General features: G+C 74.6%; 13 protein-coding genes. 6 read left to right on the top strand and 7 right to left on the bottom strand.

Translation table 11 applies throughout. The annotated features are described in order from the left end of the window. Window position 1: 1 nt before the first annotated feature. From BLU95_RS29685 to BLU95_RS29660, 6 genes are read right to left on the bottom strand one after another with little or no spacing between them, the layout of a single operon-like run. Window positions 2-901 carry a class I SAM-dependent methyltransferase gene (locus BLU95_RS29685; RefSeq protein ID WP_093862682.1) on the bottom strand — a complete coding sequence of 300 codons (900 nt, stop codon included), beginning with the start codon at window positions 899-901 and terminating at the stop codon, window positions 2-4. Then, window positions 898-2,103 carry an MFS transporter gene (locus tag BLU95_RS29680; RefSeq protein ID WP_093862681.1) on the bottom strand — a complete coding sequence of 402 codons (1,206 nt, stop codon included), beginning with the start codon at window positions 2,101-2,103 and terminating at the stop codon, window positions 898-900. Before BLU95_RS29680 ends, BLU95_RS29685 begins: the two co-directional genes overlap by 4 nt. Continuing rightward, window positions 2,100-3,317: a dipeptide epimerase gene (locus BLU95_RS29675; RefSeq protein ID WP_093862680.1), complete on the bottom strand. Its 1,218-nt coding sequence runs from the start codon at window positions 3,315-3,317 to the stop codon at window positions 2,100-2,102. The genes BLU95_RS29680 and BLU95_RS29675 overlap by 4 nt, the downstream gene beginning before the upstream one ends. After that, the gene (locus tag BLU95_RS29670) at window positions 3,314-4,519 is read right to left on the bottom strand and encodes a pyridoxal-phosphate dependent enzyme (protein ID WP_107452690.1); all 1,206 of its coding nucleotides are present in this window, start codon (window positions 4,517-4,519) and stop codon (window positions 3,314-3,316) included. The genes BLU95_RS29675 and BLU95_RS29670 overlap by 4 nt, the downstream gene beginning before the upstream one ends. A 5-nt stretch (window positions 4,520-4,524) precedes the next feature. After that, window positions 4,525-5,448, bottom strand: coding sequence for a Rossmann-like domain-containing protein (locus tag BLU95_RS29665; RefSeq protein WP_107452612.1), 924 nt, complete (start codon window positions 5,446-5,448; stop codon window positions 4,525-4,527). Then, window positions 5,445-6,794, bottom strand: a complete 1,350-nt coding sequence (locus tag BLU95_RS29660) for an ATP-grasp domain-containing protein (protein WP_093862679.1) — start codon at window positions 6,792-6,794, stop codon at window positions 5,445-5,447. Before BLU95_RS29660 ends, BLU95_RS29665 begins: the two co-directional genes overlap by 4 nt. Before the next feature lie 168 nt (window positions 6,795-6,962). Here BLU95_RS29660 and BLU95_RS29655 point away from each other — a divergent pair, with 168 nt between their 5' ends. From BLU95_RS29655 to BLU95_RS29640, 4 genes are all read left to right on the top strand, one after another. Beyond that, window positions 6,963-7,553, top strand: coding sequence for a GNAT family N-acetyltransferase (locus BLU95_RS29655; RefSeq protein WP_093862678.1), 591 nt, complete (start codon window positions 6,963-6,965; stop codon window positions 7,551-7,553). A 268-nt stretch (window positions 7,554-7,821) separates the two neighbouring features. Then, on the top strand, window positions 7,822-8,487 hold the full coding sequence (locus BLU95_RS29650) for a TetR/AcrR family transcriptional regulator (protein WP_093862677.1): 666 nt from the start codon (window positions 7,822-7,824) through the stop codon (window positions 8,485-8,487). A 111-nt stretch (window positions 8,488-8,598) separates the two neighbouring features. Further along, the gene (locus BLU95_RS29645; protein WP_093862676.1) at window positions 8,599-10,131 is read left to right on the top strand and encodes an MFS transporter; all 1,533 of its coding nucleotides are present in this window, start codon (window positions 8,599-8,601) and stop codon (window positions 10,129-10,131) included. 557 nt (window positions 10,132-10,688) lie between these two features. Next, window positions 10,689-11,129 carry a PPOX class F420-dependent oxidoreductase gene (locus BLU95_RS29640; protein WP_093862675.1) on the top strand — a complete coding sequence of 147 codons (441 nt, stop codon included), beginning with the start codon at window positions 10,689-10,691 and terminating at the stop codon, window positions 11,127-11,129. A gap of 300 nt (window positions 11,130-11,429) precedes the next feature. Here BLU95_RS29640 and BLU95_RS29635 read toward each other — a convergent pair whose 3' ends face one another. After that, window positions 11,430-11,699 (bottom strand): DUF1876 domain-containing protein, encoded by a 270-nt coding sequence (locus BLU95_RS29635; protein ID WP_093862674.1) that lies wholly within the window; start codon window positions 11,697-11,699, stop codon window positions 11,430-11,432. A 191-nt stretch (window positions 11,700-11,890) separates the two neighbouring features. Here BLU95_RS29635 and BLU95_RS29630 point away from each other — a divergent pair, with 191 nt between their 5' ends. Both BLU95_RS29630 and BLU95_RS29625 read left to right on the top strand, forming a co-directional pair. Further along, window positions 11,891-12,826 carry a YndJ family protein gene (locus tag BLU95_RS29630; RefSeq protein ID WP_093865223.1) on the top strand — a complete coding sequence of 312 codons (936 nt, stop codon included), beginning with the start codon at window positions 11,891-11,893 and terminating at the stop codon, window positions 12,824-12,826. Then, complete coding sequence (locus BLU95_RS29625; protein ID WP_093862673.1) at window positions 12,823-13,368, top strand: DUF1990 domain-containing protein; 546 nt, start codon at window positions 12,823-12,825, stop codon at window positions 13,366-13,368. Before BLU95_RS29630 ends, BLU95_RS29625 begins: the two co-directional genes overlap by 4 nt. Window positions 13,369-13,436: the final 68 nt, after the last annotated feature.

Genomic DNA, 13,436 nt, shown 5'->3' with positions numbered 1-13,436 from the left:
GTCAACTTCCCTTTCTGGCCGGGGGTTCGAACCGGGCGACCAGGTGCATCCGGTCGCCGTCGGCGGTGCCGGGAGTGTCGGCGGTGCCGGGAGTGGGGGCGCTGTCGGGGGTGGGGGCGCTGTCGGGAGCGGGGGCGGGCGGTCCGCCGTCCGTCCACGGCGGTTCGGTGCGCGGGCCGGGCCGGTCGTGCAACGCGAGGACGGTGAAGCCGTGGTGGGCGAGCAGGTGGCGCAGTTCCTGCGGGAAGAGCAGCCGCCAGGCGGAGTGCTGCTCGACCGGCGGCGCGCCGTCGTCCCCGACCCAGCTCCGGGTGCGGCGCAGGAGCTGGGCCGCGTGGTCGATCCACAGCACGGTGCGCGAGGTGAGGGTGACCCCGTCGTGGGTGACGCTGTCCAGCCTCGGCGCGTCGAGGAGTTCGGTGCGCCCGAGGAAGAAGGCGCCGTTGCGCATCTCGGCGACCAGCAGGCCACCGGGGCGCAGGTGGTGGCGGAGCCGGCCGAAGAGGGCGTCGAGGTCCTCGTTGGTGTGGCAGTAGAGCAGTGCGCTGTCCAGGCAGAGCACCGCGTCGAACCGCCCCGGCAGCGCGAAGTCCCGCATGTCGCCGACGTGGTAGACCGGTCCGGGATGACGGGAGCGGGCATGGGCGATCATCGCCGCGGAGCTGTCCAGGCCGGTGACGGTGCGCCCGGCGACGCGGTGCAGCCACCCCGCGTCGCGTCCGGTGCCGCAGCCGAGATCGAGCACCTCCGGACCGGCGCCGTGGGCGCGCAGCATCGCCTCGGCCCACCGGGCGGCGGTGGACTCCGGGTCCGGGAAGCGGAGTTCGTAGAGTTCCGGGCGGTCGGTGAGCAGGTTCCGGTCGGTCCCGGCGGGGAGCGGCGGGGTCGGGCGGGGGTTCATCGGGCCTCGCTGGGGAGGGGGCGGGCGGGGGTGGGGAGCCGTCCGGTGCGGTGCAGCCGGGCGAGCGCGGTGGCGGAGGCGAGGCCAAGACCGGCGCAGAGCAGCCAGGGAGCGGTGGCGGTGCTGTCCATGGCCCGGCCGACCAGGGTGTTGCCGAGTGCGGCGGCGAAGCCGGAGACCACGTAGTACAGGCCGTAGTAGGTGCCGGTGAGGCCGTCGCGCCCGAACGCCGGGATCAGGGCGAGGACGAAGGGCTGCGCGGTCATCAGCCCGAGCTGGAGCAGCAGGACACCACCGAGGACGCCGGGCAGGCCGGGTGCGGCGAGCGGCAGCAGGAAGCCGGTCGCGGCGACGGCGAGGCCGAGCGGGATCCAGCGGGAGGGCGGGCCGTGCCGCTGCAGCCGGGTGGTGATGCGCAGTTGCAGGGTCAGGTTGGCGAGGGTGGCGGTCAGGAAGACCAGGCTGACGGCCCCCTCCCAGCCGGTGGCGCGCCGGGCGGCGTCGGGCAGCAGCAGGTAGAGCTGGCTCTCCATGCCGAACAGGCCGACCATGCCCAGGGAGAAGGCCAGGAAGCGCCGGTCCGAGGCCACTTCGCGCCAGTCGGCGAGCACCCCGCGCGGGGCCGGCTCGGCGGCGCGCTCGGGCAGGGCGAAGGCCTGGGCGACGGTGAGGACCGCGAAGACGCCCGCCGCGGTGAGCGCGGCGGCCCGGAAGTCCACCAGCAGCAGGACGGTGCCGATCAACGGTCCGGCGAGCGCGCCGGTGGTGGCGAACACCGAGAACAGCGCGAACGCCTCGGCCTTGCGGTCCGCCGCGTCGCGGGCCACGTAGGTGCGCACGGCCGGGTTGAACAGCGCGCCGGCCAGACCGCTGAGCGCGGAGGCGGCGAGCAGCACACCGAGGGTGTCGCCGAGCGCGAACAGGCCGAAGCCGACGCTGCGCAGCGCGCACCCGGCGATGATGACGCGGCGGGCGCCGAGCCGGTCGGCGGCCGATCCGCCGAGGATGAACAGGCCCTGCTGGCTGAGGTTGCGCAGCCCGAGCACGGTGCCGACGGCGAGCGCGGACAGGCCCAGGTCGTGCCCCAGGTGCCCGGCCAGGTACGGGATCAGCAGGTAGAAGCCGGTGTTCACGCCGAGCTGGTTGACCAGCAGCAGCCGCACGGGGAGCGGGAAGGACCGTACGGCGCGCAGTATTCTCACCGGCCGGCCGGCGGTCGGGCCCCGGCGAGCCGTCCGGCGCGGCCGTCGGAGGCGGGGGCCGGGGTCTCGGGGACGGGGGCTGCGGTCGCGGCTGCGGCTGCAGTTGCGGGGACCGCGGCTGCCGGCACCGCGGCCCCGGGTACGGCGGGGCCTTCGGGCGCGGAGGGCGGCAGTTCGGGAGCGGGCAGCACACCGAGACCGGCCCGGTCCGGGGTACGGACGGTGCCGTCGGCGCCGCCGATGCCCTGCCAGGGGTCGTGGGCGAGCAGCAGATGGCCGTCGAGGTCGAGCCAGCGGGCCCGGTCGGCGAGGTGGACGGCGGGCGCGATGCCCAGCGAACTCGCCACCAGGCAGCCGAGCATCAGTTCGGTGCCGCTGCCGCGCAGGGCCTCGGCGATGCGCAGCACCTGGTGGACGCCTCCGCACTTGGCGAGCTTGAGGTTGACACCGTGGACCCGCCCGGCGAGCCGGCACGCGTCCTCGTAGTCGACGGCGTCCTCGTCGGCGATCACCGGGACCGGTGAGCGCTCGGCGACGGCGGCGAGCGCGTCGGGGTCGCCCGGCGCGATCGGCTGCTCGACGGCCTCTACCCCGATGGCGGCGAAGGCGGGCAGCAGCCGGACGGCCTCGTCCGGGGTCCAGGCGCCGTTGGGGTCGAGCAGCAGCCGGGCCTCCGGGGCGGCCTCGTGCACGGCCTGGACCCGGACCAGATCGAGGCCGGGGTCGGCACCGCCGACCTTGATCTTGAGCACCGTGAAGCCCGCGTCCGCGAGCCGGGCGGCCTGGACGGCGGCCCGGGCGGGCGGCTCGATGCCGATGGTGCGGGCGGTGACGGCGGCGACCGGTTCGGCCCGGCCGAGGAGGCGGTGGACGGGTTCGCCGGCCCGCTTGCCGACCAGGTCCAGCAGGGCGGCCTCGACGGCCGCCAGCACCCCGGCCGGCAGCGGGGCGAACGGGGCGGCACCGGCGCGGAGGTCGGCGAGCGCCTGCTCGGGCTCCTGACTCCGCTCCAGCACCGGGCGCAGGAGCGCGAGTTCGTGGTGGATCCGGTGGGTGGGCAGGGCGAGGTGGATGCTGCTGACCACCTCGCCGTGGCCGGTCAGCCCACCGTGCCCGAGGGCCACCCGGACGGCGTCCCGCTCGGTGGTCACCGAGCGGGAGATCCGCAACGGCGTGGCCAGGCGGAGCCGTACGGTGTGGATGTCGAGCCTCATCGCTCCTCCTCGGTGCGGGCGGGTCCGGCGGCGGCCGGGAGGGTGACGACGGCGGGTGCGGGTGTCGGTGCGGTGACGGGCGCGGGCGCGGGTCCGGGTGTCGGTGCGGGCGCGGGTGTCGGTGCGGCAGCGGGCGCGGGGGCTGCGGCGGCCGCCGTCATGCCGACGTTGCAGCGGGCCCAGCCGCTGACCTCGACGGCCGCCGGGTGCGGGATCTCGATCGGGCGCGGCGCGGCCCGCTCGGCGTCCAGTCCGTGCCGCCGGCAGAACGCGTCGTCGTACACCGTGCCGAGGTAGCGGTGCGGGCCGTCGGGGAAGACGGTGGCGACGGCGGCGCCCGGATGGACCCGGGCGGCCCAGGCCGCGACCAGGGCGACCGCGCCGGTGGACCAGCCCCCGCTGACGAAGGCGCCCCGGGCCAGCCGCCGACAGGTGTCCACCGCTTCCGCCGGGCCGACCCAGTGCACCTCGTCGAAGGCCTGGTGGGCGACGTTCCGGGGGTGGATCGAACTGCCGAGGCCGCGCATCAACCGGGGCCGGGCGGGCTGGCCGAAGATGGTGGAGCCGACCGAGTCGACCCCGATGATCCGCAGCCGGGGCCAGCGGCGGCGCAGGGCCTCCGCCAGCCCCGCACTGTGCCCGCCGGTGCCGACACTGCACACCAGCACGTCGAGGTGGTCGAGCTCGGCCGTGATCTCCTGGGCCATCGCCCGGTAACCGGCCGCGTTGTCGGGGTTGTTGTACTGGTCGGGCCAGTAGGCGTCGGGCACCCGGTCGAGCACCGCGCGCAGCCGGGCGAGCCGGGCCGCCTGCCAGCCTCCGTGCCGGGCCGGCTGCTCGACCAGCTCCAGCCGGGCACCGTACGCACGGAGCAACTGCCTCATGGACGGTTCGAGTTCGCTGTCGCCGACCAGGACGACCGGGTGGCCGAGGGCCTGCCCGGCGAACGCCAGGCCGACCCCCATGGTGCCCGAGGTGGACTCCACCACCGTGGCACCGGGGCGGAGTTCACCGCGCGCGTGGGCGCCGCGCAGCATCGCGACGGCCGACCGGGCCTTCATGCCGCCCGCGCCCAGCCCCTCCAGCTTGGCCCAGAAACCGGGGTGCGGGTGCGGCAGCGGGGTGGTGATCCGGGCCAGCGGGGTGCCGCCGAGAAGCGGCAACAGGGCCGGATTGCCCAGCGCCGCACCGGAGTCGAGCAGGGCCGTCACCGCGCCGCACCCCCTCGGCCCGCCCGGCCGCCGTAGAGGTGGAGCACGGAGGAACCGCCGTCGAGCCAGAAGAAGGGGTAGGGCTCGGCACTGACGGCGCTCACCCCGTCCCCCAGCAGTCGGGGCAGCACCGCGCTGCCGGTCTGGGCGAACAGCACCAGCGGCTTGCCGGTGGCGCGGGCGTGTACGAGCAGCGGATCGAGCGAGCCGTTGCCCAGGGTCATGCCGGAGGCGAGCACGGCGTCGCAGTCGTCGAGGTGGGCGAGGGCGTCGGCCCGCACCGGCTCGTCCCACTCGGTGGTACCACCCTTGAGGTCGCACGGGACGTACTCGATCCCGCGCGAACGGAGCTGCTCCAGGAGCGAGTTGACGACACCGACGACCAGCACCCGACGGACGTCGGCGAGTGGCAGCAGCCCCGCCACGGCGGCGGCCCGGGCTCGGGACTTCGCCAGCGAGGAGCCCGCGGGCAACGGGACCGGGCGGGCGCCCTCGGCCGGTCCGTGCGGGCGGCAGTGGCCGAGGTAGGCGTCCAGTGCGGCGACCCGGACGGCGGAGCTGGGGTGGTCGAGCAGCTCGTCGACGGTGGCGCCCACGCAGCCGGTGAGGGTGTCGGCGGGGAGTTCGCCCGGTTCGACGGCGCAGGATCCGACGGCGGCGCCGAGCCGCAGGCTGAGCACCTCGTTGCGGTAGCCGCGGGCGCGGCCGGCGTGCCGGACGGCCTGGGCGGTGGTGAAGGCGAGCGCGATCCGCAGGGAGGCCGGGTCGGGCCCGTACGCCCCCGTACGGGCCCGCCCGGTGATCAGGTCGAGCACGGGGGTGCCGGTGCTCGGGGGAAGACCGACACCGGTGGTGGCGGTGGTGGCCGTACTGGTACTGGCGGTGCCCGCAGGACAGGTGGTGGCGGCGGGGGTACTCATGCGGGCACCCCGGCGGATGCGGGCGCGGAGGACACCGTCCCGGCGGCGTCGCCGAAGGCGTGCTCGACGGCCGCCTCGGCACCGGCGGCCGCCGTGAGGCGCGGGGTGAGCCCGGCCAGCAGCCGCTCGGCGGCGCCGCGCGCGCCGGCGCCCACGCTGTCGGCGGTCATGACGTGCCCGAGGTACTCGTTGTTGCTGGTCGCCGGCCGGACCTCGCGGCCCGCCCCGGCGAGCGCGAGCTCCACCACCGCCGGATCGCGCCGCACCGCCTCCTCGCCGTCGAAGCCGTCCAGCAACCCGGCCTGCCCGCCCTCGGGGACGAGGAAGGCGATCGCCGCGCTGGTCACCCCGGTCGGGTGGACGGCGAGGTCCGGCCGGCGGCCGAGGGCCACGTCGACGGCGGCGGCCGCCAGGTCGACCCCGGTGACCCGCCGGACCAGCTCGGTGATCCGGTTCCCGGCCGGACGCGGATTGACCTCGACCACGCGGGGCCCGGTAGGGGTCAGCTTGATCTCGGTGTGCGCGACGACCTGGTCGAGCCCGAGCGCGGCCAGCGCGGCGAGCGCCGTGTCGGCGGCGGCCCCGGCCTCGGCCGGTTCGAGGGCGGCCGGGAACATGTGCCCGGTCTCGACGAACGCCGGCGCCCCGCCGACGCTCTTGTCGGTGATCCCGACGACGTGCGCGACACCGCCCGCCGAGACCGTCTCGACGCTGACCTCGGGCCCGGTGAGCAGCTCCTCCAGCAGCACGGCCGGCTCCCGGCGCTGGCCGCGCGCGTTGACCGGGAAGCCGTCCAGGGCCCGGATCGCGACCAGGAGCTCGGTCTCGTCGACGACCTCCCGGACGAACATCCCGGCGCACAGGTCGACCGGCTTGACCACCAGCGGGTAGCCGATCGCCCGGGCGGCGGCCCGGGCCTGCTCGCGGTCGGCACAGAGCGCGTACGCGGGCCCGGGGACGCCCGCCTCGGCGAGCTTCCGGCGGGTGAGGTCCTTGCGGCAGGCGGCCGTGACCGCCTCGGGCGCGGCCCCGGGCAGCCCGAGCCGGTGGGCCACCCGGGCGACCTGGGGGAGGTAGTAGTCGCAGGAGGAGAGCACCCCGTCGAAGCCGAGCAGTCCGTGCAGCCGTTCGGCGAACGGGAGCAGCACCGCGGCGTCATTGGTGTCGACGGTGAGGATGTTCTCCGCCGCGAGCAGCGGGTGCGGGCCGTCGACGGGGGCGGCGCGCAGGTAGTGGTGCAGGTCGCGGGTGAGGAAGGTGAAGCGGTGGCCGCCCTCCCCCAGCGCCCTCGGCAGCAACCTGCTCATGGAGCCGACCCAGCTCTCGATCACCAGCAGATGCGCCACGGTTCTCCCCTTCGACGGACTCCACGATCGGCGGACAGGCAGGACGGTAACGGGATTCGTTTTCATTTTCAACACGCCGGACCGCACGGCCGTCAACGTGTCAGATGAAAGTGGTTTTCATGTACGCTGACCATCACCCTCCCGCCCAACCTCCGGTCGGAGAATCTGATGCAGCGTCAATTTCCTTATGCGATCCGCCATGCCCTGCCACAGGACGTCCCCGGGGCACGCCGGCTGATCCTCGACACCTTCTACCGCGAGTTCGGCTACGGCTACGTGCCCGACTGGCACGCCGACGTGGTCGACCTCCAGGGGCACTACCTGGATCACCCCCGGCACGCCCTGCTCGTCGCCGTCCACGGCGAGGAGGTGGTCGCCACCACCGCACTGCACTCCACCGGGCCGGCCCATCCGCCGCACCCGCGCGTGGTCGCCGAGCGCTACCCGTCGGGGACCACCGCCCAGCTGGTCCGGGTGTACGTCCGGGCGGAGCACCGGCGGCACGGCCTGGCCCGCGAACTCGTCCGGCGCGCCGTCGCGTTCGCCGCCGCGGAGGGCGGCTACCGGCGGCTCTACCTGCACACCAACACGGCGATCCCGGGCGCCGAGGCGTTCTGGCGCAGCCTCGCCGAGGAGGTCCACGACGCCCGGCCGACCGGTGAGCACGGCCCCGGCGTGGCCACCGTCCACTTCGAGATCCCGCTGCACCGGCCCGCCCGCACCGAGCCGGGCGCCGGGTCGCGGGTCGCGGTGGGGTGACCCTGCGACCGTCGGACCGTCGGGCCATCGAGACGTCGAGACGTCGGGCCATTCGGCCACCGGGCCGTCGGTGCATCGGTGCGTCGGTACGTGGGGCGAGGATGCGGAAGGCGATCACCGTGACGGAATGAGTCGAGCATGGACCGTAATGTGACCCAGGTCACACGGAAGCGTGAAATTTCCGGGGAGCGATTCCCCGTTTAGCCCTTCGAAGGACTAAGCGGGGAGTTTCTCCCCGGAACTTGTATGCTTCGGGAGGAGCAGAGCCGTGAGCACCGCCGCCGTCCGGCCGACCCCGACCACGGAACCGGCCCGCACGCCCCGACTGCGTGCGGACGCCAGCCGCAACCGTGAGCGGATCGTGCTGGCGGCCCGGGACGCGTTCGTCCAGCACGGCGCCGAGGCGCCGCTGGACGAAATTGCGAAGCGGGCAGGCGTCGGAAACGCTACGCTCTACCGGAACTTCCCCACCAGGGCGGCACTGATCCGCGAGGTGGCACTGCTCGTCAAGAACCGCATCGTGGCGATCGCCGAGCGGGCCGCCGCCGAGGCCGCCGGCCCGTTCGACGCCCTGGAGCGGTTCGCCCACGAGACGGTCGACGAGAAGGTCGGCGCGCTCTGCCCGATGCTCACCAACCAGGTCGACCTGAACGATCCGGACCTGGCGGAGGCACGCGAGCGCCTGATGCTGGTCGTCGGCGATCTGCTGGACCGGGCGAAGGCGGCGGGCGAGATCCGTCCGGACGTCGCCCACGGTGACCTGTTCATCGCGCTCAGCCAGCTGACCCGCCCGCTGCCGGGCACGTCGTGCCACATCCTGGAGGGATTCGTCCACCGGCACCTGCAACTGTTCCTGGACGGCATGCGGGCGCCCGCCCGCTCGACACTGCCCGGCCGGGCCGCGACCTTCGAGGACTTCCACGGCGACCACTGACGCGACCACCGGTCCGGAACGTCCGCCGCTGTTCTCCTCCCCTTAACCCGTTGTCCCTTGCACCGCACCGCACGTCTTCCGCACACCTCGCACCGTGAAGTGAGTACCGCCATGTCAAAAACCGACTCCCTGCCCGCCCTTCAGCCTGATCCGAGGCGCTGGAAGGCCCTGATATTCATCGGCCTCGCGCAGCTGATGGTCGTCCTGGACGCCACCATCGTGAACATCGCGCTGCCGTCCGCCCAGAAGGACCTCGGCATCACCGACGGCAACCGCCAGTGGGTGATCACCGCGTACGCGCTGGCCTTCGGCGGGCTGCTGCTGTTCGGCGGCCGCGTGGCCGACCTGTGGGGGCGCAAGCGCACCTTCATCGTCGGTCTGACCGGCTTCGCGCTGGCCTCCGCGCTCGGTGGCGCCGCCGCCAACACCGCGATGCTGCTCGGCGCCCGCGCCCTCCAGGGTGTCTTCGGCGCCCTGCTCGCCCCGGCCGCGCTCTCGCTGCTGGCGGTCATGTTCACCGAGGCCAAGGAGCGCGCCAAGGCGTTCGGCATCTACGGCGCGATCGCCGGTGGCGGTGGCGCGATCGGTCTGATCCTCGGCGGCCTGCTCACCGAGTACATGAACTGGCGCTGGACCTTCTTCGTCAACATCCCGTTCGCCGTGGTCGCCGCCGTCGGCGCCGTCATGGTGATCCGCGAGCCCGCCGAGGGCCGCAACCGCAACAAGCTCGACGTGCCCGGCGTGCTGCTGGTCACCACCGGTCTGGTCGCGCTGGTCTACGGCTTCACCCGCGCCGAGTCGGACGGCTGGAGCTCGGGCGTGACGATCGGCCTGTTCGTCGGCGCCGCCGTGCTGCTGGCCGCGTTCGTCCTGGTCGAGAGCAAGGTCAAGGCGCCGCTGCTGCCGCTGCGCGTCGTGCTGGACCGCAACCGCGGCGGGGTCTACCTGTCGCTGGGCCTGGCCGTGATCGGCATGTTCGGTCTCTTCCTCTTCCTGACCTACTACCTGCAGATCGTGCTCGACTACAGCCCGGTGCTGACCGGCGTGGCCTTCCTGCCGATGGTGGCGGGCATGATCACCGGCTCCACCCAGATCGGCGCCCGCCTGATGACCCGCGTCCCGGCGCGGTACCTGATGGCGCCCGGCTTCCTGCTGGCCTCGGTCGGCATGCTGATCCTGACCCAGATCGACCTGGACACCTCCTACCCGGCGCTGATCCTGCCCGGTCTGGTCCTGATGGGCCTCGGCATGGGCACCGCGTTCATGCCGGCGATGAGCCTCGCCACGCACGGCGTCCAGCCGCGCGACGCGGGCGTGGCCTCCGCCATGGTCAACACCTCGCAGCAGGTCGGCGGCGCCATCGGCACCGCGCTGCTGAACACCATCGCGGCCAGCGCCACCACCACCTGGCTGGCGGCCCACGCGGGCGAGGCCACCAGCCCGGCCGCCGCGAAGGCGGTGCAGTTCGGGGGCATGGTGCACGGCTTCTCGACCGCGATCTGGTGGTCCTTCGGGATCCTGGCCCTCGCGGCCGTGCTGGCCTTCGTCCTGGTGAACGCCGGTCGCCCCGAGGCCGGCGGCGCCGGCCAGGGTTCGGGCGCGGGTGCGGCGGACGCCAACGAGGTGCCGGTGCTGGTGCACTGACCCTCGCGGAGTAACGCGACGGTGCGAAGCGGCCCGTCCGGTGTCTTCAGGACGCCGGGCGGGCCGCTCGCCGATTCCGGGGGCGTGCCCTGCGCCCTGCGCCCTGCGCCCTGTGCCCTGTGCCCTGTGCCCTGTGCCCTGCGTCTGTACGCGGGCCTGTGCCTGGGTCTGGGTCTGGGCCGTCCGGGTGGGATTCGTCGTCGTCAGCGAGCGGCACCGCTTCCGGTCCCCGGCTGCGGGAGCGGCCGCGGGACCGGCGGTTCCGTGGCGGCGCGCGCCCGGCGCGCGCCCGCGGCAGCGCACCCGTGCACCGCTTTCGGGCGACCCCGAGCCCTCGAAAGGGCGGCCGCCCTGGACGACAATGGAGTGGCCCGACCGGCCGGGGTCCTTGACCGGACCCGTGCCAAGCTGTCCCGTGGGTCGTACGCGGGCGGCCGGACCGCCGGGCCCACCGCGGAGCACCGCACCGCCTGCGAGCAGCACGCCCCCGTGGAGCGCCACGGGAGCACCGGTCGCCACGACCGCGACCGCCCGCCGGACCGGAGAGGGAGGACACCGTGCACGACCGTACCGACCAGCTCGCCGACAGCAGATACCTCCTGCTCACCTCCTACGGCGAGGACGGCCGCCAGGTCCACTCGCAGAGCTGGGTCGTGGCCGACGGCACGGCGCTCGGCATCTGGACCCCCGCCCACTCCGGCGAGGCCGAACGGATCCGCCGCCACCCCAAGGTGCTGGTCGGCCCCTGCGACTCGCACGGCCGCCCGACCGGCGCCCAGCTCCCGGCCCGCGCGGCGGTCTGCGACGAGGACGCCACCGCCCGCTACCGGGCGTCGCTGATCAACAAGTACGGCCTGTCGGCCTTCGTGGCCCTGGCCCGCAGCCGGATGCGGCTCGGGCTGTCCGGCACGATCGGGATCCGGATCACGCTCAACGAGCTGGAGCAGCGGTTGATCGGGCCCGAGTGGCAGGCGCCGACGACGTACTGCCCGAACTGACCTGCCCGCCCGGGCGGTGCCGTTCGCCACCCGGGCGGTGCCGGTCGCCGCTCGGGCCGTGCCGTTCTCCGGGGCGCGCCGCTCTCCGGGGTGCGCCGCTCTCCGTTCAGGCGGTGCCGTTCTCCGGGGCGCGGGCGAGGTCTCCCGGCTCGCACGCCTCCTGGCCGGTCCCGGCGTGCACCACCTTGACCGCGCGGCCCGGCCCGCCGGGCACCACCCGCTGCTCCTTCCCGCACCTCGGGCAGATCAGCGGGATGCGCGACCGGTGGGCGGCCGGGCCCGCGGCACCTTCCGACGGCGTCACGACAGCGGGTGGGTCGGGATCGGGCTGACCTGCTGGATCTCGCCGTGGGCCTTGGTGAGCAACTGCGAGGCGAGGTCGTTGAGCGCCCGTGCGGCGGCGATCTCCTCGCCGACCCTGAGCTGTTCCGGGTCCGACGGGTGGCGGCTGGTGTAGCCGTGCGCGCGCAGCTCCGATCCGTCGCCCAGTCGCAGCAGGGCGGCGGCGGCCGTCCGCGGCCCCTGCTCGTGGAACTCCATCTCGATGTGCCAACCGACAAGAGTCTGCATGGCGGATCACCTCCGGCGGTCGCTCCTCGTCCGGTCCCCCGCCTACTCCTCCAGGGTGCTCCGTGCCCCTCGTGAACACCAGGGCAGGTGGCGGCGACTACCTGCGGGCTGAAACTTGAACGCGTTCAATCCCCCGCGTAGAGTCGGCGCGCAAGGGAAGTTTGAACGCGTTCAAGGAGGTCCGGGTCACCATGGGCAGAGGAACCGCCGAACTGGTCGACCTGCTGGTCCTGCTCGGCATGGGCGCGGTCGTCCCGCTCGGCCTCGCACTCGTCGACGAACCGGGACTCGTCCGGCTGCGCCGCCTCTGGCCGCTGGCCGCCGTCCCCGGTGCCCTGTCACTGTGGCTGCCACGGGGCCCGCTCGCCACCGGCACCGCCGCCTGCTACGCCCTCGGCACCCTCGCCGTCGCCGCCCACGCCCCGATCCGGCTGGCCCGCACCCGCTCCCTCGCCCCGCCCGAGATCGCCGTGCTCACCGCGCTGGCCATGCCCTCGGTCGCCGGACTGGCCCTGGTCGCGGAGCGCGCCGGGTACCGGCTGTTCGGCTTCGACCTCGACATCCTGGCCCTGACCGTCCCGCACTTCCACTACGCCGGGTTCACCGCCGCCCTCGTCGCCGGACTCGTCTGCCGCGCCGTCCCCGACCACCCCGCCGCCCGGTGGGCCGCGCTCAGCGTCCCGACCGGGACCCTGCTGGTGCTCGGCGGCTACTTCGTCGGGGACTGGGCCGAGCTCGTCGGCGCCGCCGTCCTCACCGCGGGCATGTGGCTGGTCGGCCTGCTCACCTGGCGCGACCTGCGACCCCGAGCCGGGGACCGGGGCCGCGTCCCCCGGTGCACCGGCACGCCCGTCCTGCTCGGTGTCTCGGCGACCGTCCTCGCCGTCACCATGCTGCTCGCCCTCTGGTGGGCCCTCGGCGAGGCCTCCGGCATCCCCCGTCCCACCCTCGGCTGGATGGCAGCCACCCACGGCGTCGGCAACGCCCTCGGCTTCGCCCTCTGCTCGCTGCTCGCCTGGCGGCGCCTCGCCCTCGCCCCGATGCCGCCGGTCCGGCCGGTCCCGCCGATGCCGCTGGCGCCGCCGATGCCGCCAATGCCGCCGATCCCGCAGGAGACCCTTCGATGAACGCCCACGCACCGCTCAGCGACCTCAACTACCCCGAGGTCGGCGCCAGCACCCGCCTCGACACCCCGCTCCCGGCCGGCTACAACCACCTCCGCCACCGCGCCCTGATCGGCCACGGCCGCGCCGCCCTCGACGCCGCCGGGACGGCCGTGCTGGGCTGGCGGATGCACCGGGCCGCCGGTGTCCGGATCACCGCCGACGCCGGGCGGGCCGCGCGCGGGGTCGCGGTCCAGTGCGCCATCGGCATCGGCCCGCTGCGGGCCGGCGCCCCGTGCCGGGTCGTCTGGAGCACCGCCGAGGGCGAACCCGACCGCTACGGCTTCACGTACGGCACCCGCCGGGGGCACCTCGCGGTGGGCGAGGAGACCTTCGTGGTGGAACTGGCACCGGACGGGGCGGTCTGGTTCACCGTGAACGCCTTCAGCCGCCCCCAGCGCTGGTACGCCCGCCTCGCCGGCCCCCTCCTCCCCCTCGCCCAACACCTCTTCGCCCGCCGCTGCGCCCGCGCCCTCACCCACCTCGCCACCTGGGCAACCCGTTAGCCCGCGGAGTGGGAAGTCGGCCGGATCGACTTCCCACTCCGCTTCCCACTCCGCCCCGGACGGCGGAA

This window comes from Streptomyces sp. TLI_053, from assembly GCF_900105395.1.
Classification (GTDB): domain Bacteria; phylum Actinomycetota; class Actinomycetes; order Streptomycetales; family Streptomycetaceae; genus Kitasatospora.
The sequence above is the reverse complement of the archived record's forward strand: the minus strand, read 5'-3'. Positions and strand labels throughout refer to the sequence as shown.